The following is a 24,062-nucleotide window of genomic DNA, read 5'->3' on the forward strand; positions in this document are numbered from 1 at the left end:
TCTATTCCGCCGCATCCATGATCGCCGTCGTCCCGCGATAGTCCGGGACCACCGCCGGCGCGTTGGCCTTGGCGCGGTAGATCAGGCAGGAGCAGCGCAGCAGCGAGGCGAAATTGTTCACCTCGCCGTGATGATCGAGCACCTCGTTGTGCAGGGTGGTGAGGAACTTGGCCAGCGTCATGCCTTCCTTGGCCGCGATCTCCTCCAGCGTGTCCCAGAACGACATTTCCAGCCGGATCGAGGTGCAATGGCCGTCGATCCGCAACGATCGGGTCTGCGATTCATAGTCGCGTTGCGGCTGATGCGCGAAAAGATGGCACATGGCGTTCCTCCGGCGAGAACTTATAATTTTTCTAAACGATATACCTGTGCGCGCGGCCCCACAATCGGGACGTAGGGCGTGACGCGCCGGCCGCCGAAGCCAAGCGTCTTCAAGGCGATAGGCCGGAATCATCCCCAACCTGCTTGCGGCCGCCAGATCGGTCCCATGCATTTGCCGGCGCGGCGATTTATAGTAGCGGCCAGTCTCGAATCGCGCTCCGAACGTCCAATCCATGCCTGTCCGCCAGCTTCCCGAACAGCTCGTCAACCGCATCGCCGCCGGCGAAGTGGTCGAACGCCCCGCGAGCGTGGTCAAGGAACTGGTCGAGAACGCGATCGACGCCGGCGCCAGCCGGATCGACGTTTTCACCGATGGCGGCGGGCGGCGCCGGATCGGCATCACCGACGATGGCGGCGGCATGACCCGCGCCGACCTCGCGCTTGCGGTCGACCGTCACGCCACCTCCAAGCTCGACGACGAAGACCTGCTGCGCATCCGCACGCTCGGCTTCCGCGGCGAGGCGCTGCCCTCGATCGGGGCGGTCGCAAAGCTCGGCATCACGACGCGTCATGCCAGCGAGCCGCATGCCTGGTCGCTGTCGGTCGAAGGCGGCGAGAAGTCGGAGGTCATGCCGGCCGCGCTCGGCCAGGGCACCCGCGTCGAGGTCAACGAACTCTTCTACGCAACGCCGGCGCGGCTGAAATTCCTCAAGACCGACCGCACCGAGGCGGAGGCGATCCGCGAGGTGGTGCGCCGCCTCGGCATGGCGCGCCCGGACATCGCCTTCACGCTGGCCGGCGAAGACCGCGCGCCGGTCACCTGGGCCGCAGCGCTGCCCGGCGCGGCCGGCCGGCTGACCCGGCTCGGCGACATCCTGGGTGCGGATTTTCGTGCCAACGCGATCGAGGTGCGCGCCGAGCGCGAGGGCGTCGTGGTCGAAGGCTTTGCCGCCGCGCCGTCGCTGACCCGCGCCAATGCGCTCGGGCAATATCTGTTCGTCAACGGCCGCCCGGTGCGCGACAAGCTGATCCTCGGCGCCGTGCGCGCGGCCTATTCCGACTATCTGCCACGCGACCGCCATCCCGTCGTGGCGCTGTTCGTGACCTGCGACCCCGAGGGCGTCGATGCCAATGTGCATCCGGCCAAGACCGAGGTGCGCTTCCGCAATGCCGGCCTGGTCCGCGCGCTGATCGTGCACGCCCTGAAGGAAGGCCTCGCACGCGAAGGCAGGCGCACCGCGGCCAATACCGCCGACGGCGCCGCGCTCTCGGCCTTCCGCCCCGCCTTCACCACGCCGCCGCGTCCGGGCAATTGGGACTGGCGCGGCTCGCCGTCCTATCCGGCTGGTCCGATGCGCGCGTTCGAGGGCGCGGCGGCGCCCGCCTTCGCCGAGCCCGGACAGGCCGCCTTCGACGTCGGCATGCCGACCGCCGACGTGCGCTTCGAGGCCGCGCCCGCGCCCGACCTGCTCGACCGGCCGCTCGGCGCCGCGCGCACCCAGATCCACGAGACCTACATCGTCTCGCAGACCCGCGACGGCCTCATCGTGGTCGACCAGCACGCGGCGCATGAGCGCATCGTCTATGAGAAGCTGAAGGCCTCGCTGGCGAAGAACGGCGTGCAGCGGCAGATCCTCTTGATCCCCGAGATCGTCGAGCTCGATGAGGCGACTGTCGAGAAGATGCTCGATCGCACCGAGGAATTGGCATCGTTCGGGCTCGCGATCGAATCCTTCGGCCCCGGCGCGGTCGCCGTGCGCGAAACGCCCTCGCTGCTCGGCAAGGCCAATGCGGCCGGTCTCTTGCGCGACCTTGCCGAGCACATGGCCGAGTGGGACGAGGCGCTGCCGCTGGAGCGCCGGCTGATGCACGTCGCCGCCACCATGGCCTGCCACGGCTCGGTCCGCGCCGGCCGCCGCCTCAAGCCGGAAGAGATGAACGCACTGCTCCGCGAGATGGAAGACACGCCGAACTCCGGCCAGTGCAACCACGGCCGCCCGACCTATGTCGAATTGAAGCTGAGCGATATCGAGAAGCTGTTCGGGCGAAGATAAGACCGCATACTCCGGTGTCATCGCCCGGCTTGACCGGGCGATCCAGTACGCCGCGGCGATCGTGATCAATCGAGAAGCCGCGGCGCACTGGATCACCCGCATGCGCGGGTGATGACAGCACAACAAGCGGCAACATTACGCCTTGCGAAGAAACACGAACTCCGTGTCGTCATAGGCGCGCCGCTCGAGCTCCTCGAAGCCCTCGGGTGCCGCGAACGCCGCGGCCTTTGCCTCTTCCACCACGAGCAGCGCGCCCGGCGTCAGCCAGCCGCCGTCGCGCAGCGAGGCGAGCGCCTTGTCGGCCAGCCCCTTGCCATAGGGCGGATCGAGAAACACCAGCGAGAACGGCTCGACCGGATGCGCCGGTCCAAGATCGGTGGCATCGCGGCGATAGACCTTGGTCGTGCCGCCGAGGCCGAGCGACTCGACATTGTTGCGCAGCAGCGCGCGCGCCTCGGCGCCATTGTCGACGAACAGCGTGAACCTGGCGCCGCGCGAGACGGCCTCGATGCCGAGCGCGCCGGTGCCGGCAAACAGATCGAGCACGCGCGCGTCCTCAACCGGATTGTCGTAGGCGTGGATCAGAATGTTGAACACGGACTCGCGCAGGCGGTCCGCGGTCGGACGAATCTCGCGGCCCGCAGGCGAAGCGAGATTGCGGCCCTTCAGCCTGCCCCCGACGACGCGCATCGACCGTTACTCGTCCCGCGGCTTGAGATCGCGCTTGCCGTGATAGCCGCGCTTGGGACGGCGCGGCGGGCCGTAGCCGTTGGCCTCGTCTTCATTGCGGGCACGCGCTTCCTCGCTGCCGGTGCGCTGCACCAGCACGCGGCGGCCCTTGCGATCGTTGATGGTTTCGCGCTTGCTGGGCTTCGGCTTCCTGGCCGGCGCATCGTCGCCGTCGGCTGCGTCACGCTGCTCCGGCCGCGTGAAGTCGGCACCCGCGATCTTGGCGATCTTCTCGCCGAGCTGCTCGCGCAGCACCCGCGTCTTGACCTCCTCGACCTTGCCCTCCTCGAGCTCGCCGAGCTGGAACGGGCCGTAGGAGATCCGGATCAGGCGGTTCACCTCGAGCCCGAGATGCGCCATCACGTTGCGCACCTCGCGGTTCTTGCCTTCGCGGATCGCGAACACCACCCACACATTGGCGCTCTGGTCGCGTTCCAATGTCGCGTCGATCGGCCCGTATTTGACGCCGTCGACCTCGACGCCGCCCTTGAGCTGGTCGAGCTGGCCCTGCGTCACCTCGCCATGCGCGCGCACGCGGTAACGGCGCAGCCATCCGGTGTCGGGATGCTCCAGCGTCCGTGCCAGGCCGCCGTCGTTGGTCAGCAGCAACAGGCCTTCGGTGTTGAAATCGAGCCGGCCGATCGAGATCAGCCGCGGCAGGCCCTCGGGCAGATTGTCGAACACGGTCGGCCGCCCCTCGGGATCGGCATGCGTCGTCATCAGCCCACGCGGCTTGTGATACATGAACAGCCGCGTCCGCTCGCGCGGCGGCAACGGCTTGCCGTCGACCGCCACGACATCGTTGTCGGTGATATCGAGCGCCGGCGAGTTGATCACGCGTCCGTTGACGGTGACGCGCCCTTGCGTGACGATCTCCTCGGCATCGCGGCGCGAGGCAAGACCGGCGCGCGCCAATACCTTGGCGATGCGTTCACCTGTCTTCTTCGGCTTCGGCTCGGGACGCTCGCGCCGGTCGTCGGTGGCGCGTTCGCGATAGGCACCGCGGCCGCCGAAGGCCGGGCGCTTCGCAAAGATCCTGCTGTCGTCCTCATTGTCGCGGCGCGGCCGGTCGGAGAAGCGACCCTCGCTGCGCGGGTGCTCCTGCCAGTCGGTGCGGCCTTCGGGCCGCTCACGCCGGCGATTGTCGCGGCCACCATCTTCATCATGACGATCCCAGCGCGGCCGGCCGAACTTCGGACGATCACCCTGCTCGCGGTCGTCGCGTGACTTCGAGAACCGCGGACGTTCGCCGCCACCGCGATCGTCGCGCGAACGCGAAAAGCGCGGGCGCTCGTCGCCGCCGCGGTCGTCGCGCGGTTTGCGATCCCGCTTTTGCCAGGGCTTCTCGTCGCCGCGGTCGCGGCCCTCGAAGTCGCGGTCGCGCTTGAAGCGCGGCCGATCGCCGAAATCGCGGCGCGGTGCGTCGCCATCCTCGCGGCGACGGAACGGGCGGCCTTCGCCCTTGTCCCCGAACGAGCGCTTGTCACGATCGCCGCGCGAAAACTTCCTGTCGTCGAATTTGCGCTCGGCGCGATCGCCGCGCGGCGCAAAGCTCCGCTTCTCGCCGTCGCGGTCGCCACGCGGCGTGTAGGGGCGCTTCTCGCGATCGCCATAGGACCGCTTTTCACCGAACTTGCGGTCGGACGACCGGCCCTCCGAACGCGCGCCACCGCGCTGCGGACGATCGCCCGCATCAAAGTCGCGGCGCTCGCCGCGCGGCTTGAACGGGCGCTTTCCGCCCCCCTCGCCGCCTCGGTCGTCGCGCTTGAAGCGCGGCCGGTCGCCGTAATCGCGGCGCGGCGCATCGCCGTCCTCACGGCGGCGGAACGAGCGGCCCTCGCCCTTGTCGCCGAACGAGCGCTTGTCGCGATCACCACCTTTGCCGCCGAAGCTGCGCTTGCCGAACGGCTTGTCCGATCCGCGGGAACCACTGGGCCGCCCCTTCCCGGGCGCCCCCCGGTCCCGCCGGCCGCGCGGGGAATCGTTGTTTTTGTCGCTGTCGCGGGGCATGAATGTTCTCGCCTGGAGGTTCAATTGGGGCGCAGGGCAACCGGCGATACGCGCGCCATCTGGGCGCGACTGGCGCAAAACCGGCATCCACTTCTGCTGAAGGCGACGCTACTAGCAGGTTTCTTCCGATGATACGAGGCATGTCCGCCCCTTCTTTCATGGATTTGGCGCTAAAAACCGCCGAAAGTGCCGGAAAAGCTGGCGAGGTTCCGATCGGATGCGTGATCGTGCGGGGCTACGAGGTGATCGCCACCGCCGGCAACCGCACCCTGACCGACCACGATCCGACGGCCCATGCGGAAATCCTTGCGATCCGGCAGGCCGCCGAGGCCATCGGCACCGAGCGGCTGGTCGATTGCGACCTCTACGTGACGCTGGAGCCCTGCACCATGTGTGCCGGCGCGATCTCCTTTGCCCGCATCCGCCGGCTCTATTACGGCGCCGCCGACCCCAAGGGCGGCGCGGTCGAGTCAGGCGTCCGGTTCTTCGCGCAGCCGACCTGCCACCATGTGCCGGAGGTCTATGGCGCGGTCGGCGAGACCGAGTCCGCGCGCCTGCTGCGCGAGTTCTTCAGGGAGCGGCGGTAGGTGCACGAAAGACAGACCCGTCATCCCGAGGTGCGAGCGCAGCGAGCCAAGAGGCGAGCACCCCCGGAGGACGGGACTGAAGGCGGGACAACATGTCCGTCGTCGTCCCTGCGAAAGCACTAGTGCATCTACACGTTTGTCGGGCCATTTGCGAGGATTTGGAAGCGGGCCATTCCGGTGTGGAAGGTGATTGGTCCAGGTGGACGGTGGGAGGCGTAGCCGGTCCATCCGCCGAGTTTTGCGATGATCCATGCCGCCCAAGCAAGAGTGTTGGGGCGATGGTGGTTTTTCTGAAGCTCGGTGCGACCTTTCATGGTTTTGTTGATGGCCCTGAGCGTCTCGATCTCTTCTGCGGTGAAGACAAATTCAGCCGGCAATTCTTCGCCACTGTTGCGGGCCTGAACGAGTTGAATGACGATACATGCCGCTCTGGTGGCGACCGCCACGAGCTTGATCAGGCCTTCGGCGCTCTCGATCTGACTATCCTCGATGCGCAAACCCTGGCTCTTCAGCGAGCGAAAGAGTTGCTCAATGATCCAGCGCTGGCGGTACCAGGAGACGATCTGCCAGGCGTCTTTAACGGTGGCGACCGGATGAGTGGTCAGGAGCAGCCAGCGAATGGGCTCCGCACCTCTCGGCGGATGCAACTCGACCACTTCTACGAAGCTGAGTTTGATGCCCTCCGCCAAGTCGGTGACGCCGGGCCTCTGCGGCCGCTTGAGCACGACGGTTCCGAAGCGCATCGAGAGATGGGCCTGCCGGCCGCGCCGATCCATTCGCTGCGGCAGATCGATCACCGCGTTGTCGCAGAAGCGGCTCCGCTCGACCGCCTGATAAAGTGTGTCGCCATCGACCAGCGCATGGTCGTGCATGGCACGCGACAGAAGATGGACATTCTCGGCTGGCGTCAGCGCCCAGTGAGCAAAGAAATCCCCCTCGCGGTCGTTGACGACGGTGATCATGCGGGCATCTGCCAGGACGTCGCGGCCTTGCTCGGCGGCCGTCACCCAGCGCGCCGACTCCTTGTCGGCCAAGGCGCGCCGCTCATGCGGGATTTTTACCTTGCCTTTGCGCGTCCAAACGTTGCCGCCAGTAAGGCCAAGACAGACCCCGCTGTCGGCATCCACCGCCATCATCACATGCAACAGCACGCCGCGAGCATTGCCCTTGCCGACTTTGCCCAGCCCGCGCCGCCGTCCCGCCTGGGTCTGGAACTTGACCTCGCTCGTATCCTGGATCGCCAGCACATGACGCCCGCTGACCGCAGTCCGCGTCTGCGTGCTCCAGCCCTCAATCAATTTATCGATCGTGACTTGGGGGTTGTTCACAAACCGCCAGAACGCCATATTGGCAGCCCAATCGCCCCGGGCCATCTGGCGCAAGCAGACGCTGCGCGTGCAAAGCATAGCCCGGAGAAGCGTCGCCCCCTTTTGTCGAGACGAACGTCCCCGAACTCACCCAAAGACAAATCCGGCTGCATCGCTGGCGCTCCTTCGAATCAAAGCGCCAGTGAGAGAATCATACAACATGCTGCAGAGACGCCACTTCTTGCTGCGCCGAGTCAATCTGTCGCGCCCCAAAACCGTGTAGACACGCTAGTGCGAAAGCAGGGACCCATAACCACAGGGTTTGATTGTTGAGGAAGGCTGTGGCCCCAGCCCTGCGCAACAATGGCCTTCGGTGGTTATGGGTCCCGGCTTTCGCCAGGACGACACCGAATGTTTGGTGCCGCTCCTCCGCCATACATTCAGATTCTCTGAGGTGCGCGCATCGCGCGCGTCTCAGGATGACGGTGCCGCGGTTGCATTACCCCGCCAGGAAAAACTCCCGCAGCAGCTTCGCCGTCGCCTCCGGATTCTCCTCGGGCAGGAAGTGCCCCGACGCCACCGGCGCACCGCTGACATTGGTGGCCCAGGTCTTCCAGGTGTCGAGCGGTGTCGTTGCCGCGCTGGCAACGCCGGCATCGCCCCACAGCGCCAGCATCGGGATCGTGATCTTCTTGCCGGCGTCGACATCGGCCTTGTCGATCTCGTAGTCGGCATAGGCGCCGGCGCGATAGTCCTCGCACATCGCATGGATGCGCGCGGGATCGCGGAATGGCGCGAGGTAGTGCTCGAGCGCGCGCGGATCGATCGCCTCCAGCGTCTTGCTCCTGGTCTGGCTCGCCATCTTCTCCTTGAGGAAGAATTCGCCATTGTTGGAGATCAGCGTCTCCGGCAGCGGATAGGGCTGCGCCAGGAACGCCCAGTGGTAGATCTTCAGCGCCGAGAGGCGATTGAGCTTCTGCCAGTAATCATAGGTCGGCGCGATATCGAGCACCGCAAGCTTCGACAGCCGGCCGGGATGATCGAGCGCGAGCCGGTACGACACCCGGCCGCCGCGGTCGTGGCCGGCGAGCGCGAAATGCACGTGCCCGAGTTGCTCCATCACCTCGACCATGGTCTTCGCCCAGGCCCGCTTGGTGTAGGGCGTATGGTCCTTGTCGCTGTCGGGCATGTCGGACCAGCCGTAGCCCGGCAGGTCGGCGATGATCAGCGTGAACCTGTCGTCGAGTTTCGGCGCCACCGTGTGCCACATCACATGCGTCGAGGAGAAGCCGTGCAGCAGCAGCAATGGCGGGCCCTTGCCGCCGACGCGGGCGAAGATGCGGCCCTGCGAGGTGTTGATCCATTCGGACGCATAGCCGGGAAAAAGATCAGCGAGATCAGGCATCGGTAGCTCCTTCCCTGGGGCGGCCGCGCTGCTTCAAACTTTGTTCGGCGTTGCCGCTGACTTTGGCGAGGTTTATGCCATCCTCAAGTCCTGCCAACAACAACATGAAACGAGGAAGTGCCATGTCGATCGACTTCGAAATTCCCGCCGAAGCCAAGGCGATCCGCGAGAAGGTTCGCAAATTCGTCCACGACGAATGCATTCCGGCGGAAAAGGAACTCGACACCAAGCCGCTTGCCGAGGTGCTGGGACCGCTGCGGAAGAAGGCCCGCGCGCAGGGCCTGTGGTGCCCGTTCGTGCCCAAGGAGTATGGCGGTATGGGCCTCGGCCCGCTCGCCAACGCCCTGGTGCAGATGGAGCTCGGCGAGAGCATGCTCGGCGCGCTCTCGATGAACACGCAGGGACCGGACGACGCTTCGATGATGACGATCCTGGCGCACGGCACCGAGCACCAGAAGGAAAAATTCCTCAAGCCCCTGTTGAACGGCGAAAAGCGCATCTGCTTCTCGATGACGGAAAAGGCCGCCGGCGCCGATGCCACCGGCATGCAGACCACGGCGGTGAAGGACGGCAACGAGAACTACATCCTCAACGGCGAGAAATGGTTCTCCTCGTCGGCGAGCGTCGCCGACCTCGCGCTGGTCATGGCGAAGACCGATCCCAACGCGCCGCGCCACAAGCAATATTCGACCTTCATCGTCGAGCTGCCCAACCCCGGCTACCGCATCAGGCGCAACGTCGCCAACATGGCGATCGAGGGTCCGCATGACGACGTGATCCATGGCGGCCATTCCGAGATCGAGATCAAGGATCTGAAGGTGCCGGCCGACAACCTGCTCGGCGGCGAGGGCAACGGCTTCAACATGGGCCAGCACCGCCTCGCCTACGGCCGGCTGCGCCACGGCATGCACAACGTCGCCAAGGCGCAGCGCGCGCTCGACATGGCGGCCGCCCATGTCACCAAACGCTCGACCTTCGGCCAGTTGCTGGCCGACCGCCAGGCGGTGCAGTTCATGCTCGCCGACTGCGCGAGCGAGCTCTATATCGGCCGGCTGATGCTGCTGCACATCGCCTACAAGGCCGAGAAGGGCCTCGACATCCGCCAGGAGAACTCGATCGCCAAGATCTTCCACGCCCACATGGTGCACAAGGTGATCGATACCGCGATCCAGCTGCACGGCGCGCTCGGCTTCAGCCAGGATACGCCGCTGGCGAAGTGGTACACCCAGGTGCGCTCGCAGCGGCTGGTCGACGGCCCCGACGAGGTGCACAAGTGGAAGATCGGCAAGAACGTCATCAAGGCGTTCCGCGAGCACGGCACCACGGCGTCAGCGGCGGGCGGGGATTTGCTCTGACCCACTTCGTCATTCCGGGGCGGCGCAACGCGCCGAGCCCGGAATCTCGAGATCAGGTGAGAAGGTGTCCACAACATCGAGATTCCGGATCGACGCGCGATGCGCGTCGTCCGGAATGACGGCGTGGGGCCGAACCTAACCGCTCGCCGCAAACAGCTCCCATGTCCCGGGCAGTCCCTTCAGCTCGAACGCGCCGCGCTCGGCGAATTTCAACCCGGCGCCCGCGACCAGATCGGTCACCACGCGTGACACCAGCACCTCGTTCGAGCCGCACTGCGACATCACGCGCGCCGCGGCGTGGACCGTTATGCCGCCGATATCCGCCCCCCTCACCTCGATCTCGCCGGTGTGCAGGCCCGCTCGTACCGGCAGGCCGATCTGCCGCGCGGCCGAGCCGAACGCCAGCGCACAGCGTACGGCGCGGCCGGGACCGTCGAAGGTCGCCAGAATGCCGTCGCCGGTGCTCTTCACCAGATGGCCGCGATGGCGGCCGACCACCTGCTGCGCGAGTTGATCGTGATCGTCGAGCAGACGTCGCCAACGATGATCACCCATCGCGGCGGCGCTGCGGGTCGAATCGACGATATCGGTAAACAGCACGGTCGCAAGCACACGGTCGAGCTCGGCATCACCACCATCGCGATGGCCGGTAACGAATTCCTCGATATCGCCGAGCATCGCGTCGGTCTCGCCGACCCAATAGTAGTGATCGCAGCCGGGATATTCCACGTATTTCGCGCCGGGGATCGAGCGCGCGACGGCACGGCCGAGCGCCACAGGAACGCGGGTATCGCCGGTCCGATGCAGGACAAGCGTCGGAGTCTGGAGCATGGGCAGGATCGCCGTGACGTCGATCGCGCGATTGAGAACGAGCAGCGTCCGCAACGCTCCCGGACTGCTCGACAGCCGCTCGAATTTCGCGATCTGCGCGATCACTTCCGCACTCGTTGCCTGGCTCGGCGCGACAGTCTTGACCGTATCGCCAGAACCCCAGCTCTGCACGATCTCATCGCAGCGCAGCTGCCACACGTCATCCGGCAGGCGATCCTTCGAGCGGGCAAAGCTGCCGAGCAGAACGAGATGCGAAACGCGGTCCGGATAGGTCGCTGCAAACAGCACACTCATCGGGCATCCCTCGGAGAAGCCGAACAACACCGCCTTCGCGGAGCCGATGGCATCCATGATGGCCCGGACGTCGTCCATGCGCTGCTCGAGGGAGGGCGCGCCGGTCATCCGATCCGACAACCCCTGTCCGCGTTTGTCGAAGGTCACGACCCGGGCGAAGCGCGACAGGCGGCGCAGCACGGCGGTGTAGCCGGGCATCTCGTGCATGAACTCGATGTGCGAGAACAGGCCGGGGACAAGGATGATGTCGACAGGACCATCGCCCATCACCTGATAGGCGATGCTCGCGTCGGCGCTTTGCGCGTAGTGGGTCTCGGGCAGTCTGAAATCGGTCATTCGAAGGCCCCGGGGCGCGCCATTGTCGCCGCTGAGGCCGGATCGATCAACCCTTCTCCGCCTCCACCGCCTGCCAGGCGATGTCGTGGCGGCAGAAGCCGTCCGGCCATTTGATGCGATCGACGGACTGATAGGCGCGGTCGCGCGCCTCGGTCACCGTCTTGCCCATCGCGCAGACGTTCAGCACCCGGCCGCCATTGGCGATGATTGCGCCATCCTTCGCAACCGTGCCGGCGTGGAAGATCTCGACGCCCTCGACCTTGGCCGCGTCGTCGAGGCCATCGATCCGCGTGCCCTTGATGTAGTCGCCGGGATAGCCCTTCGCCGCCATCACCACCGTCAGCGCCGGGTCCGGATACCAGCGCAGATCGAAGTTCTTCAATTGCCCGTCGATCGAGGCGAGCAGCGCCGGCACGATGTCCGACATCATCCGCAGCATCAGCACCTGGCACTCGGGATCGCCGAAGCGGACATTGTACTCGAACAGTTTTGGGCCCTGCGCGGTCAGCATCACGCCGGCGTAGAGCACGCCCTTGAACGGCGTGCCGCGGCTCTTCATCCCCGCCACCGTCGGCAGGATGATTCGCGCCATGATCTGGTCGTGCACCTCTGATGTCACGAACGGCGTCGGCGAATAGGCGCCCATGCCGCCGGTGTTCGGCCCCTTGTCGTGATCGAACACCCGCTTGTGGTCCTGCGCCGAGGCCAGCGGGATTGCGGTCTCGCCGTCGCACAGCGCGAAGAAGCTGATCTCGCGTCCCGACAAGAATTCCTCGATCACGACCTCGGCGCCGGCCGAGCCGAACGCGCCCTCGAACATCATCGCAATCGCGGCCTCGGCCTCGGGCAGCGTCTGCGCCACCACGACGCCCTTGCCGGCCGCAAGCCCGTCGGCCTTGACCACGATCGGCGCGCCCTGGGCGCGGACATAGGCCACCGCGTCCTTTGCATTGTCGAAGCGGCGATAGGCACCGGTCGGAATGTCGAACTCGCTGCAGAGGTCCTTGGTGAAGCCCTTGGAGCCCTCGAGCTGGGCGGCCTGCCGGCTCGGTCCGAACGCCTTGATGCCTTCAGCGGCGAGGTCGTCGACGATCCCGGCGGCGAGCGGCGTCTCCGGTCCGACCACCACCAGATCGACCGCATTGCCCCGGCAGAACTCGATCACCGCGGCATGGTCGGTGACATCGAGCGCAACGCATTCGGCCTCGCGCGCGATCCCGGCATTGCCCGGCGCGCACCAGAGTTTCGTGACCAGCGGGGATGCGGCGATCTTCCACGCCAGCGCATGTTCGCGGCCACCGGAACCGAGCAGGAGGATGTTCATCTGTGTCGCCGATCAGAGGGGTTGTAACGCCATTTCGTCCGGTTTAGCACGCTCCCGAACCGCGGCAACACGCGGTTCGATCAGATGTGGATATGTGATTCGACGCCCGAAACGCGGCGTCCGGACCTTGCACACGGGGTCGAAAACCCCGATTCTATAGATCAGATGACCGCTGCTCCGAATCTCGTCAACGCGCCTGAATTCACCGTCTCGGAACTCTCTTCCGCCCTGAAGCGGACGGTGGAGGACCGCTTCGGCCATGTCCGTGTCCGCGGCGAGATTTCGGGCTTTCGCGGCCCGCATTCCTCCGGCCACTGCTATTTCGCGCTGAAGGACGAGAGCGCCAAGATCGAGGCCGTGATCTGGAAGTTCGCCCATGCCCGGATGCGCTTCAAGCCGCAGGAGGGCCTCGAGGTCATCGCCACCGGCAAGCTGACCACCTATCCGAACTCCTCGAAGTACCAGATCGTCATCGATTCGCTGGAGCCCGCCGGCGTCGGCGCGCTGATGGCGCTGATGGAGGAGCGCAAGAAGAAGCTCGCCGCCGAGGGCCTGTTCGACGAGGCCCGCAAGCAGCTTTTGCCCTGGCTGCCCGAGGTGATCGGCGTCGTCACCTCGCCGACCGGCGCCGTGATCCGCGACATCCTGCACCGGCTGGAGGACCGCTTCCCCCGCCGCGTGCTGGTTTGGCCGGTCAAAGTGCAGGGCGACGGCTCGGCGGAACAGGTGGCGGCCGCGATCCGCGGCTTCAACGCGCTGCCGGAGGGCGGCAGGATTCCACGGCCTGATCTCTTGATCGTCGCGCGCGGCGGCGGCTCGCTGGAGGACCTGTGGTCGTTCAACGAGGAGATCGTGGTCCGCGCCGCGGCCGAGAGCCATATCCCGCTGATCTCCGCGGTCGGCCATGAGACCGACATCACGCTGATCGACTTCGTCGCCGACAAGCGCGCGCCGACGCCGACCGCCGCCGCCGAAATGGCGGTGCCGGTGCGCAGCGAGCTGTTCGTCGAGGTTGCCGCGCTCGCCCGCCGCACCATGGTGTGCTGGCAGCGTGCCCAGGAGGCGCGCCGCAACGAGCTGCGCGCCGCGGCGCGGGCGCTGCCGGCGGCGCACGAACTGCTGGCGATCCCGCGGCAACGGCTCGATCATCTCGCAGCAGGTTTGCCGCGCGGGCTGAAGGCCAATACGCACGCGCATTTCCGCCGCTTTGCCGCCAGCAGTTCGCGCCTCACCATCGGCGTGCTGCGCGGCCAGATCGCGCATGCGCGGCAGCGGCTCACCGCATCCGGCGAGCGCATCACGCTATCGGCGCGCGCGCTGCTGCATCGCCGCCGCGAGCGCTTCAGCGGGCTCGAGATCCGGCTCAAGGCCTCGAAGCTCGCCAACGCCAAGGCCCAGCGCAACGCCATCGCCCGCGACCTCGAGCGCACCCACCGCCTGGCCGAGCGCGCCCGCCGCGCATTGGTGACGACGATGCAGCGGCTCGAGGCGCGCGTCGCCCATAGCGGCCAGCTGTTGTCGGCGCTGTCCTATCGCGGCGTGCTGGCGCGCGGCTTCGCGCTGGTGCGCGACGCGCACGGCCACGCCCTGCACTCCGCCGCGGCGGTCGGCCCGAACGCCGGCCTGTCGATCGAATTCGCCGATGGCCGCGTCGCCGCCACCGCGAACGCCGATCAGCCCCCGGCGACGGTGGCGCCCGAGAGCCGCCCGAAGCCTCAGCCGCGCGAGGCGAAACCGGCAGCGCCGAAGCGCGTCACCAAGCCGGTCGATCAGGGCAGCTTGTTCTAGCCCGGCAACAGCTGTCTTAGCGCGACAGCCACTCGGCGACTTGCTTTTGCGCATCCTTGCGCGCGCCGGTATCGGTGCCGACGTGACCGCGCTCGGCGATCTCGGCATCGGAGGCCGCGACCGCGTGCAGCGGCAGGTTGGGCCGGTCGAAGTCGTGATAGGCCTCGGGATAGACCACGATCCGCGCCAGTGCGCTGCGGCCGCGGGCGCCGTCGACCATCTGGTGGCAGGCCGATGACGATGTGACGTCGTCGCGCGCGCCGATCAGCACCAGCGTCGGCACCCGCGCGCTCCAGCCGAGGCCGAACGAGGCGCGGCAATCCGGATAGAACGCGACCGCCGAGCGAAAATCCGGCTCGACGTTGCGCGACCACATCTGCGGCCGCACCGCCCACAGCAGGGCGGCGGCGCCGTTGCCCCAGCCGATCAGGCTGATGCGGCCCTTCGCCACCCATTTCTGCTGCACCAGCCACTGCCGCGCCGCGTTGATGTCGGCGACCCGCGCACGGCGGGTCTGGACCTGATGCTCTTTGATGCGGCACTGCGGACCGAGCGCGCGCGAGCCGTAGCTGTCCGGCAACAGCACCGCATGGCCGGTCGTCAGCAATTGCTCGGCCCAGTCGCGATAGCGCGGCAGCACCGGCTCGGAACGGCCGGCGAGACCGCCGCAGCCATGCAGCGCGATGACGGCCGGGAACGGGCCGTCGCCATCGGGCCGGTAGAGCTGCGCGTGCAGCGTGACGTTGCCTTCGGGGATCTCGACCTGATGCGGGTCCGGGAGCGGCGCCGCGGCCGCGGCCGGCACGGCAAGCATGGCGAGGCACATGAAAACTGACGTGAGGCGCATCCGATCCGGCCGGCTCGTTATGGCGCTGCAAACACAGCGGACCACACCTACAAGGCTACCATGCGCCTCCGCCGCCAAATCATCACAAGTCGGTGGTTTAACGGGCGGACATGACACCCTATCTGTGATAGACGGTTTCATCGACATCCAGATGGCCTCATTGGAGGCAAGGCGGAGAGCTCAATCGTGCTGAACAAGTTCGGTCCCTCGGGCCATGGCGAAGCGCAGGTGCAATATCTCGACGGCGATTTCCGCGTGATCTCGCCCGGCACCTTTGTGCGTTGTGCCATCACCGACGTCCGGATTCCGCTCGACGAGCTGAAGTACTGGAGCGTCGATCTGCAAGAAGCCTACGCCACCCCGACCGCCGTGCTGCAGCGCCACCATCCCGGCGTCCTCAAGCCGCAGGCCTAGGCTCAACGCCGGGTTCATTTGCGCAGCCTCCTATCCCGCGCCCTGAACAGCTGATTGGCCACCAGGCGCCGCAGCGCGTCGCCATCATCGAATTGCAGCGTCACCGCAAACGGCACGATCGCCTGTGCCCATGCAGGCATCCCGTCCGGACCACGCAACCGCGCGAGATCCTTTTCCGTCGTCACCAGCGTCAGGGCGTCGCCACGCGCGTCAGCAACGAGCGCTTCGATCTCCTCCTTCGTGAAGGCATGATGATCGGCGAAAGCCTTGCTGCGCACGACGTCGACGCCGCTTGAGCGCAACGTGTTGAAGAAGCGCGCGGGATCGCCGATGCCGGCAAAGGCGAGCGCACGTGTTCCGTTCAGCGCCGCCAGCGAAGCCTGCTCCGGCTTCAGATGCGCCGACAGCACCGGCTTGCCGCGGGACGCGAGATCGGCCGCAATCCTTTGCGCCGCGCTCCCCTCGCCGACCACGATCAGCGCGTCGGTCCGTTGCAGCTGCGGCACCAGCGGCGCGCGCAGCGGTCCCGCAGGAATCACACGGCCGTTGCCGACGCCGCGCGTGCCGTCGATCACGATCAGGCAGACATCCTTGAGCACGCTCGGATTCTGGAAGCCGTCATCCATCAGGATCACGCTGGCATCCTGCGCGCGCGCCAGCGCCAGGCCCGCGGCACGGTCGCGCGACACCACGACCGGCAAGCTCGTCGCCATCATCAGCGGCTCGTCGCCGACATCGGCCGCCGTGTGGCTGTCGCGATCGACCTTGACCGGGCCAGCGAGCCTGCCGCCATAGCCGCGGCTGAGCACCACCGGCCGCTCGTCGAGCTCACGCAGCAATCTTGCCAGCGCCAGCACCGTCGGCGTCTTGCCGGCGCCGCCGACATGGTAATTGCCGACGCAGACCACGGGAATGCCGGCATCGACGCCGGATTGCCGCATCCGCCGTGCGGCGACCGCGCCGTAAAGCGCGGCGAGCGGTTGGAGCAGTTGCGATAGGCAAGACGACGGCCGGTGCCAGAAGGCCGGCTCACGCATTGGCGGCTCCCATCTCGAGCCGCAACTGCAACAGATAGGGCTCGAGAGCGGTCACCGTGCGCTCCAGCGCGCCACCGAGCTGTTCGACGACGCGCTCGGAGGCCGCCAGCGAATTGTCGCGAGCTGTGGAATCCGCAAGGAACTGGCCGAGCTGCTTGACCAGCGCTTCCCGATCATCGGCGCGGCGCGCGCCGCCGGCGCGATCGAGCGCCTCATAGACATCGGTGAAGTTGAACACGTGCGGGCCGTGCACGATCGCCGCGCCAAGCTTGATCGCCTCGATCGGATTCTGGCCGCCATGCGCAACCAGCGAGCCGCCCATGAACACGATCGGCGCGAGGCGATAGAACAGGCCGAGCTCGCCCATCGTATCGGCGACGTAGATATCTGTTGTCGCGACCGGCAGATCCTCATGCGAGCGCAGGCCGGGGCGCAGGCCGGCCTCCGTCACCAGCCGCGCCACCGCCTCGCCGCGCGCGGCATGCCGCGGCACGATGACTGTGAGCAGGCCGGGGAAGAATCCCGCGAGCGACTTGTGCGCCTCGATCAGGATCTCTTCCTCGCCGGGATGGGTCGACGCCGCAACCACGATGGCACGGCCGCGGGTCACCGACATCAACCGCTCCAGCTTGGCCGGATCGGCCGGCGGCGCCGCGACGTCGAGCTTGAGGTTGCCGGTGACGACGACGTTGTGGCTGCCGAGCGCGGCAAAGCGTTCGGCGTCGGTGTTCGACTGCGCGAGGCAGATGTCGAACCGGCCGAGCAACGCGCCGATGGTGTTGGAGACCCGGCGCCAGCGCGGGAAAGAGCGCTGCGACATTCGCCCATTGATCAGCACCATCGGCAGCCGCCGCGCGGCGCTCGACAGGATCAGATTCGGCCACAAATCGGATTCGATGAACAGCGCCAGCGACGGATGCCAGTGATCGAGGAAGCGCGTCACATAACGCGGCGAGTCGTACGGCACGTATTGATGGATGACGTCGGGCGGGAAGCGCTTGGCGACGATCGCGGCCGAGGTCACCGTGCCCGAGGTGAGCAGGATGCGCAAATTGAGCGCGCGCAGCCGCTCGATCAGGCCGGCCGCTGCCAGCACCTCGCCGACGCTGGCGCCGTGAATCCATACCAGCGGGCCCTGCGGCCTGGTATCGGCGCTCACGCCGCGCCGTTCGCCGACACGTTCGGGATCTTCCTTGCCGAGCTTGAGCCGCCGCTTGATCAGGGCAGGCGCGAGCGGCACCATCGCGGACGACAGCTTGCGGTACACACGCAACGTCATCGGTAGCGAGCTAGCCAAGCGCTGCCTCCGGCCGCCCGACCGCTGCATAGGCACGTCGGGTCGCTTCGTTGAGAAGTTCCTCCACGTGCTGCCGAAGCTTTTCCATCGTCGCGGCGTCGGCGTCGGGCGGCACATAGACCGGCTCAATACCTACCACTGCGCCGCGCCCGAATGGCAAATTGATGGTGGTCGAATCCCAGTTTTTCAACCGGATGAATCGGCTGGTGACCATCGCAAAGGGGATGATCGGCCGGCCGGTCTCCCGCGCCAGCATGATGGCCCCGAGGCCCGCCACCCGCGCCCGCTTCGGCACGTCGGCGGTGGTGGCCATGTTGCAGCCGTCTTCCAGCGCCCGAACCATCTCCAGGAAGGCGCCGACGCCGCCCTTGCGATGGAACGCGCCGGAATGATCGCCGGAACCTCTGATGGTGCCGATGCCGAGCCGCTCCACCGCGAGGGCGTTGAACTCGCCGTCGCGGTGGCGGGAGATCAGGACCTTGGCGCGGTAGCTCTCCTTGGTCTTGATGAACGGCGTCATGAAGTGCTGGCCGTGCCAGAACACGAAGATCGCCGGCATCAGGGGCTCGACGATCCCGTACACGTCATGCGGCTGGTAGCTGAAGCGGTTGGTGTACCACACCAGCCGCAGATACTCGGCCGCAAGCACACCCAGCGCGCGCTGCACGAAGCCGCTGCGCAGCAGATCGCGAAAAAGTCGTTTCAATGGGAATGCTTTGTGTCCTGCTCAGGATCGAGCAACCGGTGGAGGTGAACGACGAAGTAGCGCATCTGGGCGTTGTCCACGGTCTGCTGCGCCTTCGCCTTCCAGGCCGCATAGGCGGTCGCATAGTTCGGGTAGACGCCGACGATCTCGACTTCGTCCAGATTCTTGAAGGTGTTGTGCTCGAGATCGGTCAACTCGCCGCCGATCACGAGGTGAAGCAGCTGGGGCTGGGCATTGTCTGACATGATGGTGCTTTTCCTAACGAGATGCCCGGCAAACAAATGAAGTCGTGGTCGTCACAGGTCTGGTCGTCACAAGGCTAGTCGTCACAAGGCTGTCGCAACAGGTCTGGTCGTCACAATCGGAAAGCGGCGTGGATCGGCGAGGCCTCACGGCAAAGGACGGCTGCGAAAATGCTCGACAATGCGTGCATGACGTTCGCGTCCTGCTGCCACCAGCACCCCATGCGTCACCTCCCGGCGATTGTACTCAATCGCGTCCCCCGAGAGCGCGGTCATCTTACCACCCGCTTCCTGCACGATCAAATTCGCGGCGGCAAGATCCCAGTCGCGGCTTTGCCCGCCCGCAAAGGCCGCGTCAAGTCGACCTTGTGCTACACGGCACAACCGCAGCGCCAGCGATCCGATGCGCGGATAGAGCGTGATCTCGTCCGGCGTCGGGCTGAGCCGCTGCACCAGCGGCTTCGGTCCCGCCATCCGCGGAAAGTTGAAATCGGTGCCTGCGGCTGCATGTACCGCGCCGTCGTTCAGGGTGGCGCCCTGTCCACGGGCGGCGAAGAAGAATTCCTCGCTGACCGGCGCATACACCGCCGCGAGCACCGGAGATGCATTTTCAACCAGCGCCACACTGACGCACCAGTCCTCGCGGCCGGCGAGATAGGCGCGGGTGCCGTCGATCGGATCGACGATCCAGGTGAAGCGCCTGCCGAGGCGGGTGTCGTTGTCGGCGCTCTCTTCCGACAGCCAGCCATAGCCGGGCGTTGCCGAACGCAGCTGCTGCTCCAACAGGTCGTTGACCGCGATGTCGGCCTCGGAGACCGGCGAGGACGCGCCCTTGATCCAGTTCTTCAATTCGGTGTGGAACAGTGACGATGCGAGCCGGCCCGCTTCCTGCACCGATCTGGTCAGCAAGGCGGCATCGCGCGCCTTGGTCCAGTCGTCCGTATCAGCGTCCGCCAAGCGTCAGGCCCTCGATGCGCAGCGTCGGCGAATTGACGCCGTAGCGGAATTCCAGATCGTTGGCGGCGACCAGCGACTTGAACATCGGCAGCAGATGGCCGGCGATGGTCACTTCGCTGACCGGATAGGTGATCTCGCCGTTCTCGATCCAGAAGCCGGACGCGCCGCGGCTGTAATCGCCGGTCACGCCGTTGACGCCGGAGCCGATCAGGTCGGTGACATAGAAGCCCTGCTTGATGTCGGAGATCAGCTCCTTCGGCGTCACCGCACCCGGCTCGAGATGCAGATTATACGTTCCGGGAGACGGCGAGGACGACACGCCGCGATGCGCATGACCGGTCGTAACAAGCCCGAGCTCTCGCGCGGTCGCCGAATCCAGCACCCAGGTGGTGAGCACGCCCGCATCGATCAGCGCGGTCTTCTTCACCCTGACGCCCTCGGCGTCGAAGGTCTGCGAGCGCAGGCCGCGCACCCGCAACGGATCGTCGATGATGCGGATATCTTTCGAGAACAGTTGCTCGCCGAGCTTGTCCTTCAGGAAGCTGGTCTTGCGCGCGATCGAGGCGCCGTTGATGGCGCCGACGAGATGGCCGACGATCGAGCCGGCGACCCGCGGATCGAACACCACCGGCACCTTGCAGGTCTCGACCTTGCGCGGATTGCCCCGCGCCACCGCGCGCTCGCCGGCCTTGCGGCCAACGGAAGCAGGTGAATCGAGATCGGAGGCATGCGGCGCGCTGGTGAAATCGTAGTCGCGCTCCATGCCGGTGCCCTCACCGGAAATCGCCGTCGTCGAGATGCCGTGGCTGGAGCGCAGATAAGAACCGTGGAAGCCGGTCGACGTCACCAGCACCATGCCGCCGATCCCGGTCGAGACCGACGCGCCGCCGGACTTGGTGACACCCTTGACCGCGAGCGCCGCGGCCTCCGCTTCGATCGCGCGCTGCTCGAGTTCGGCCGTGCTCGGAACCTTGCGATCGAGCAGATCGAGGTCGGGGAAATCGTGGGCGTGGAGCGCCGGATCGGCGAGACCGACATATTTGTCGTCCGGCGCCACGCGCGCCATCGCGACGGCACGCTCGGCAAGCTTGGCGACCCCGTCGCCGCTGACGTCATTGGTCGACACCACCGCCTGGCGGTGGCCGACGAACACCCGCAGGCCGACGTCATCGCCTTCGGAGCGCTCGGTTTCCTCGACGCGGCCGTCGCGCACCTCGACGCCCTGCGAGACGCCGCGCACCGCGATGGCATCGGCCGCATCGGCGCCCGCGCGCCTGGCGGCATCGACCAGGCGCTGCGCAAGGTCGCTCAGGCCCGATTGGTCGAACAGATCGGAGCTATCGCCGTGTCGCGATGCAGATGGTGAAGAGTTCACGAACGAATTCCTGCGGATTGAGGGGGGGCCCGGAACGAGGTCGACAGACCCACCAGATGTGCCGGTTTCACAGGGATTTCAAGCACTTTGCGCCGGCAGGCAACAAAGATTTGAGTGATCGGGGCAAGGCTTCGTCAATCATGCGGGCCAACCTCTTGTCAATCATGGCACGAGGTGAGGAGGGGTTAACCAGGCTTTTTAAGGGGGAACGGACATCGCTCGGCTAGGCTCTCACCCAACGACCGGGAACAAAATCCCGGCGGGGAGACAGAGCTTTGAGGCGTCAAACACCAACAAGCGGAATCAATTCCGCCGGGTCGAGCTGCGCGTTGCGGCTCGACCCTCTTTCCCTTCCGCTCAGCTTCCACGCGCAGGACGCGCGCGCGGATGGCGGCATGCGGCAGGTCGAGCTTCATCGCGAACACGTCGTGCTGCGCCGTGCCGTTCTCGGCATGCGGATGGCGGTCAATGTTCGCGTCAGCGACTTTCTCGGCGTCGCGGTGCGCGGCATCGACGACGCGCAGATGCTGGTGCTGGTTCACCGCGATCCCGCGCTCAGCGTTCCGCTCGGCTCCAGTTCGGATGCCGAGGAGATCAGCTCCGCCTGGCAGATGTGGAGCGACATCTTCCGTCTCCCGCAACTGACCGAGCCTGCGCCGCGGACGCCCTCCCCGCGCCGCCGTCGCCGCAACGCGATCCGCGCGCGGAGACCGAAATTCCTGGTCCGCCGCCGCGCCGGTGTCAGCCTCAACGGCACCAGCATACATCGCGGCGAACGCGAGATCATCGCGCGGGATTAATCTGACCGTCTCGCTCCATTTGCCTCACAATCGGTGTCGTCCCGGCGAAGGCCGGGACCCATACGCCGCAGCAGATGTCGTTGACGGGACTCGTCGTTCCAGCGTCGCACAACAAGAAGCATTGGTGGTTATGGGTCCCGGCCTTCGCCGGGACGACGGCGAGTTTGTGGCGCGGCCGCCGAATCATGGGTTTGTACGCTTCGCTCCGCCCATCCTGCGAAGTCATCACGCCGCGCGCAGCACCGCGTCGACGACGAGGCTCGCGAACAGGATCAAGCCGGCGTCGCGGTTGGACTTGAAGATGCGCAGGCAGAGCGCGCCATCGCTGATGTCGAGCCGCCGGACCTGCCAGGCGAGATGCAACGCAAACGCCGCCAGCCCGATCCAGGCTGGCCAGCGCGCCCCTGCGAGTGCGAACGCCACGCCGATCAAGAGCACGGCGAGACCATAGAAGATCACGAGCGCACGATGGGTGCGTGCACCGAACAGGCGCGCGGTGGATTTGACGCCGATCAGCGCATCATCCTCGGCGTCCTGATGGGCGTAGATGGTGTCGTAGGCGATCACCCAGGCGATCGATCCGGCGTAGAGCGCAATCGCGGCCAGATCGATGCGCTCGAGCGTCACCGCAAATCCCATCAGCGCGCCGTAGGAGAAGGCAAGGCCGAGCACGACCTGCGGCCACCAGGTGATCCGCTTCATGAACGGGTAGATCGCGACGATCAGAAGCGAGGCGATGCCGGTCATCACCGCGAAGCGGTTGAACTGCAGCAGCACGAGAAGCCCGATCAGCGCCTGCAGGACCATGAAGACCACCGCCTGCGTCACCGTGACCTGCCCGGCCGGGATCGGCCGCGACCGCGTGCGTTCGACCTTGGCGTCGAGATCGCGATCGGTGATGTCGTTCCAGGTGCAGCCGGCACCGCGCATCACAAAGGCGCCGATGAAGAACAGCAGGACCACGAGCGGCAGCGAACGCACATCATGCGCGACGCCGGCGGCAAGCGCCGCCGACCACCAGCACGGCATCAACAATAGCCAGGAGCCGATCGGCCGGTCGTAGCGCGCAAGCCGCAGATAGGGCCGCGTCCAGACCGGCGCATGGGTATCCACCCAGTTGCCTGTGGAGTCGGCAACGCGGGTGGAGACATCGCTCATGGGTGATCCCTCAACGGGTGAGGACGTTGCCGTTCAGCGTATCGAAGGTGCTGCCGCCCTTCTTGGTCGGCGTCGCTTCCGGCAGCGAGGCGGACGAACCGAGTACGTCGCTCAAGCTCGGCCCCGCTGGCCCACGCGGCTGCGCCGCCGCCTGCTCCGCGACATTGCAGACCTTCTTCAGCAGCGCTTCGGTATTCTTGTGTCCGGCCTTGAGCTGGTCGGCGATCTGCGGCGGAATTCCGCACTTCTGTGCGTTGGTGTCGACATATTTGATCATCTTGATCTCGGCCTGGCTGTAATTGCCGATCAGCTTGCAGGCCTCCTGGGGGCTGGCGTGGCGATCGCTCGCCGCCTTGATCGCCTTGCCGCGCTTCTCCGCATCCTCGCGCAGCGGCGTGAAATTCTTCATGCAGGCGTCGGCGGCACCACCACCACCCGCACCCGGCGGGGGCGGCGACGACAGCCCGCCGCCGGCGATGGGGGCCGCGCCACTGCTCGGAAATGCCGACGGCGTGGCACCGACCCTGGCCGCCGGCGCGCCGTTGACCGGCGGGAATGCGGAATCCGAGGCGGTTCCGGCCTGGCTTGGACGCATGCCATTGACCGGCGGAAACGCGGGGTCGGACGCGGTGCCGGCCTTACCGGCCTGATTGGGCAACGGGGCCGGAAAAGCGCTCTGGGCAGCAGCTTGCCCCGCGGACAGGGCGGTCGCAGCAACGGTCAGCACGATCAGACGGCGGATCATCGAGGGTGTTTCTCCGGCAAAAGGTCCAGGCAACCCCAGCGCAACAAAAACGAAGCAACGAATTTTGGGGGCGTTTTACGATTCCTGTGAGGCCTTAACAACCCGTGGATTTGGGCGACAGCGCGGCGTAGGGCCACACCGGC

At 66.5% G+C, this 24,062-nt stretch carries 22 protein-coding genes; 6 read left to right on the forward strand and 16 right to left on the reverse strand.

The genetic code is table 11. The annotated features are described in order from the left end of the window. Position 1: 1 nt before the first annotated feature. Positions 2 to 322: a ribbon-helix-helix domain-containing protein gene (locus tag ACVWZM_RS11065; RefSeq protein WP_456853158.1), complete on the reverse strand. Its 321-nt coding sequence runs from the start codon at positions 320 to 322 to the stop codon at positions 2 to 4. A gap of 232 nt (positions 323 to 554) precedes the next feature. Between ACVWZM_RS11065 and mutL the strand changes: the two genes are divergently transcribed. Continuing rightward, entirely contained in the window at positions 555 to 2,375 is a 1,821-nt protein-coding gene (gene mutL / locus ACVWZM_RS11070; RefSeq protein WP_456853160.1) for a DNA mismatch repair endonuclease MutL, read from the forward strand. Between the two features lie 135 nt (positions 2,376 to 2,510). On the opposite strand, the gene rsmD is transcribed toward mutL, so the two are convergent. Beyond that, on the reverse strand, positions 2,511 to 3,065 hold the full coding sequence (rsmD, locus tag ACVWZM_RS11075) for a 16S rRNA (guanine(966)-N(2))-methyltransferase RsmD (protein WP_076825565.1): 555 nt from the start codon (positions 3,063 to 3,065) through the stop codon (positions 2,511 to 2,513). A gap of 6 nt (positions 3,066 to 3,071) precedes the next feature. Continuing rightward, positions 3,072 to 5,114 (reverse strand): pseudouridine synthase, encoded by a 2,043-nt coding sequence (locus ACVWZM_RS11080; RefSeq protein WP_456853162.1) that lies wholly within the window; start codon positions 5,112 to 5,114, stop codon positions 3,072 to 3,074. Between the two features lie 140 nt (positions 5,115 to 5,254). On the opposite strand from ACVWZM_RS11080, the gene ACVWZM_RS11085 reads away from it, so the two are divergent. Next, on the forward strand, positions 5,255 to 5,701 hold the full coding sequence (locus tag ACVWZM_RS11085) for a nucleoside deaminase (protein ID WP_225163883.1): 447 nt from the start codon (positions 5,255 to 5,257) through the stop codon (positions 5,699 to 5,701). A 128-nt stretch (positions 5,702 to 5,829) separates the two neighbouring features. Here ACVWZM_RS11085 and ACVWZM_RS11090 read toward each other — a convergent pair whose 3' ends face one another. Together ACVWZM_RS11090 and ACVWZM_RS11095 are read right to left on the reverse strand one after the other, a co-directional pair. Further along, a complete protein-coding gene (locus ACVWZM_RS11090) occupies positions 5,830 to 7,047 on the reverse strand; it encodes an IS4 family transposase (protein WP_456853164.1) in 1,218 nt (405 codons plus the stop codon). A 460-nt stretch (positions 7,048 to 7,507) separates the two neighbouring features. Next, a complete protein-coding gene (locus ACVWZM_RS11095; RefSeq protein ID WP_456853166.1) occupies positions 7,508 to 8,413 on the reverse strand; it encodes an alpha/beta fold hydrolase in 906 nt (301 codons plus the stop codon). A gap of 122 nt (positions 8,414 to 8,535) precedes the next feature. On the opposite strand from ACVWZM_RS11095, the gene ACVWZM_RS11100 reads away from it, so the two are divergent. Then, positions 8,536 to 9,768, forward strand: coding sequence for an acyl-CoA dehydrogenase family protein (locus tag ACVWZM_RS11100; RefSeq protein WP_456853168.1), 1,233 nt, complete (start codon positions 8,536 to 8,538; stop codon positions 9,766 to 9,768). 135 nt (positions 9,769 to 9,903) lie between these two features. On the opposite strand, the gene ACVWZM_RS11105 is transcribed toward ACVWZM_RS11100, so the two are convergent. Both ACVWZM_RS11105 and purD read right to left on the reverse strand, forming a co-directional pair. Further along, entirely contained in the window at positions 9,904 to 11,229 is a 1,326-nt protein-coding gene (locus tag ACVWZM_RS11105; protein WP_456853170.1) for an adenylate/guanylate cyclase domain-containing protein, read from the reverse strand. Positions 11,230 to 11,275: 46 nt separating this feature from the next. Next, positions 11,276 to 12,553 (reverse strand): phosphoribosylamine--glycine ligase, encoded by a 1,278-nt coding sequence (gene purD, locus ACVWZM_RS11110; RefSeq protein ID WP_456853172.1) that lies wholly within the window; start codon positions 12,551 to 12,553, stop codon positions 11,276 to 11,278. Positions 12,554 to 12,718: 165 nt separating this feature from the next. On the opposite strand from purD, the gene xseA reads away from it, so the two are divergent. Continuing rightward, positions 12,719 to 14,341: an exodeoxyribonuclease VII large subunit gene (gene xseA / locus ACVWZM_RS11115; protein WP_456853174.1), complete on the forward strand. Its 1,623-nt coding sequence runs from the start codon at positions 12,719 to 12,721 to the stop codon at positions 14,339 to 14,341. Positions 14,342 to 14,357: 16 nt separating this feature from the next. Here the strand turns inward: xseA and ACVWZM_RS11120 are convergent, their stop codons facing one another. Further along, complete coding sequence (locus ACVWZM_RS11120; RefSeq protein WP_456853176.1) at positions 14,358 to 15,155, reverse strand: dienelactone hydrolase family protein; 798 nt, start codon at positions 15,153 to 15,155, stop codon at positions 14,358 to 14,360. Between the two features lie 219 nt (positions 15,156 to 15,374). Here ACVWZM_RS11120 and ACVWZM_RS11125 point away from each other — a divergent pair, with 219 nt between their 5' ends. Continuing rightward, positions 15,375 to 15,602, forward strand: coding sequence for a DUF2093 domain-containing protein (locus tag ACVWZM_RS11125; RefSeq protein ID WP_016848019.1), 228 nt, complete (start codon positions 15,375 to 15,377; stop codon positions 15,600 to 15,602). A gap of 14 nt (positions 15,603 to 15,616) precedes the next feature. On the opposite strand, the gene lpxK is transcribed toward ACVWZM_RS11125, so the two are convergent. The 6 genes from lpxK to ACVWZM_RS11155 form a co-directional block, all read right to left on the reverse strand. After that, the gene (gene lpxK / locus ACVWZM_RS11130) at positions 15,617 to 16,639 is read right to left on the reverse strand and encodes a tetraacyldisaccharide 4'-kinase (RefSeq protein WP_456853178.1); all 1,023 of its coding nucleotides are present in this window, start codon (positions 16,637 to 16,639) and stop codon (positions 15,617 to 15,619) included. After that, positions 16,632 to 17,966, reverse strand: a complete 1,335-nt coding sequence (locus ACVWZM_RS11135) for a 3-deoxy-D-manno-octulosonic acid transferase (protein WP_229192932.1) — start codon at positions 17,964 to 17,966, stop codon at positions 16,632 to 16,634. Before ACVWZM_RS11135 ends, lpxK begins: the two co-directional genes overlap by 8 nt. Then, positions 17,929 to 18,642, reverse strand: coding sequence for a lysophospholipid acyltransferase family protein (locus ACVWZM_RS11140; RefSeq protein WP_050384219.1), 714 nt, complete (start codon positions 18,640 to 18,642; stop codon positions 17,929 to 17,931). The genes ACVWZM_RS11135 and ACVWZM_RS11140 overlap by 38 nt, the downstream gene beginning before the upstream one ends. Then, positions 18,639 to 18,887, reverse strand: coding sequence for a DUF4170 domain-containing protein (locus ACVWZM_RS11145; RefSeq protein WP_016848023.1), 249 nt, complete (start codon positions 18,885 to 18,887; stop codon positions 18,639 to 18,641). The genes ACVWZM_RS11140 and ACVWZM_RS11145 overlap by 4 nt, the downstream gene beginning before the upstream one ends. A 144-nt stretch (positions 18,888 to 19,031) precedes the next feature. Further along, positions 19,032 to 19,841, reverse strand: coding sequence for a 3'(2'),5'-bisphosphate nucleotidase CysQ (locus ACVWZM_RS11150; protein WP_456853180.1), 810 nt, complete (start codon positions 19,839 to 19,841; stop codon positions 19,032 to 19,034). Next, positions 19,828 to 21,216, reverse strand: a complete 1,389-nt coding sequence (locus ACVWZM_RS11155; RefSeq protein WP_168856546.1) for a metallopeptidase TldD-related protein — start codon at positions 21,214 to 21,216, stop codon at positions 19,828 to 19,830. The genes ACVWZM_RS11150 and ACVWZM_RS11155 overlap by 14 nt, the downstream gene beginning before the upstream one ends. Before the next feature lie 275 nt (positions 21,217 to 21,491). Here ACVWZM_RS11155 and ACVWZM_RS11160 point away from each other — a divergent pair, with 275 nt between their 5' ends. Further along, on the forward strand, positions 21,492 to 22,016 hold the full coding sequence (locus tag ACVWZM_RS11160) for a DUF6101 family protein (protein ID WP_057016649.1): 525 nt from the start codon (positions 21,492 to 21,494) through the stop codon (positions 22,014 to 22,016). A gap of 225 nt (positions 22,017 to 22,241) precedes the next feature. Here ACVWZM_RS11160 and ubiA read toward each other — a convergent pair whose 3' ends face one another. Both ubiA and ACVWZM_RS11170 read right to left on the reverse strand, forming a co-directional pair. After that, complete coding sequence (gene ubiA / locus ACVWZM_RS11165) at positions 22,242 to 23,174, reverse strand: 4-hydroxybenzoate octaprenyltransferase (RefSeq protein WP_057016651.1); 933 nt, start codon at positions 23,172 to 23,174, stop codon at positions 22,242 to 22,244. A gap of 10 nt (positions 23,175 to 23,184) precedes the next feature. Then, entirely contained in the window at positions 23,185 to 23,919 is a 735-nt protein-coding gene (locus ACVWZM_RS11170) for a hypothetical protein (RefSeq protein ID WP_057016652.1), read from the reverse strand. Positions 23,920 to 24,062: the final 143 nt, after the last annotated feature.

This window comes from Bradyrhizobium sp. USDA 4501 (genome assembly GCF_054062115.1).

Coding starts and splice junctions, on each gene's coding strand:
- ACVWZM_RS11065 (WP_456853158.1), bottom strand. CDS start 322: ATGTGCCATCTTTTCGCGCATCAGCCGCAACGCGACTATGAATCGCAG.
- mutL (WP_456853160.1), top strand. CDS start 555: ATGCCTGTCCGCCAGCTTCCCGAACAGCTCGTCAACCGCATCGCCGCC.
- rsmD (WP_076825565.1), bottom strand. CDS start 3,065: ATGCGCGTCGTCGGGGGCAGGCTGAAGGGCCGCAATCTCGCTTCGCCT.
- ACVWZM_RS11080 (WP_456853162.1), bottom strand. CDS start 5,114: ATGCCCCGCGACAGCGACAAAAACAACGATTCCCCGCGCGGCCGGCGG.
- ACVWZM_RS11085 (WP_225163883.1), top strand. CDS start 5,255: ATGTCCGCCCCTTCTTTCATGGATTTGGCGCTAAAAACCGCCGAAAGT.
- ACVWZM_RS11090 (WP_456853164.1), bottom strand. CDS start 7,047: ATGGCGTTCTGGCGGTTTGTGAACAACCCCCAAGTCACGATCGATAAA.
- ACVWZM_RS11095 (WP_456853166.1), bottom strand. CDS start 8,413: ATGCCTGATCTCGCTGATCTTTTTCCCGGCTATGCGTCCGAATGGATC.
- ACVWZM_RS11100 (WP_456853168.1), top strand. CDS start 8,536: ATGTCGATCGACTTCGAAATTCCCGCCGAAGCCAAGGCGATCCGCGAG.
- ACVWZM_RS11105 (WP_456853170.1), bottom strand. CDS start 11,229: ATGACCGATTTCAGACTGCCCGAGACCCACTACGCGCAAAGCGCCGAC.
- purD (WP_456853172.1), bottom strand. CDS start 12,553: ATGAACATCCTCCTGCTCGGTTCCGGTGGCCGCGAACATGCGCTGGCG.
- xseA (WP_456853174.1), top strand. CDS start 12,719: ATGACCGCTGCTCCGAATCTCGTCAACGCGCCTGAATTCACCGTCTCG.
- ACVWZM_RS11120 (WP_456853176.1), bottom strand. CDS start 15,155: ATGCTTGCCGTGCCGGCCGCGGCCGCGGCGCCGCTCCCGGACCCGCAT.
- lpxK (WP_456853178.1), bottom strand. CDS start 16,639: ATGCGTGAGCCGGCCTTCTGGCACCGGCCGTCGTCTTGCCTATCGCAA.
- ACVWZM_RS11135 (WP_229192932.1), bottom strand. CDS start 17,966: ATGCAGCGGTCGGGCGGCCGGAGGCAGCGCTTGGCTAGCTCGCTACCG.
- ACVWZM_RS11145 (WP_016848023.1), bottom strand. CDS start 18,887: ATGTCAGACAATGCCCAGCCCCAGCTGCTTCACCTCGTGATCGGCGGC.
- ubiA (WP_057016651.1), bottom strand. CDS start 23,174: ATGAGCGATGTCTCCACCCGCGTTGCCGACTCCACAGGCAACTGGGTG.
- ACVWZM_RS11170 (WP_057016652.1), bottom strand. CDS start 23,919: ATGATCCGCCGTCTGATCGTGCTGACCGTTGCTGCGACCGCCCTGTCC.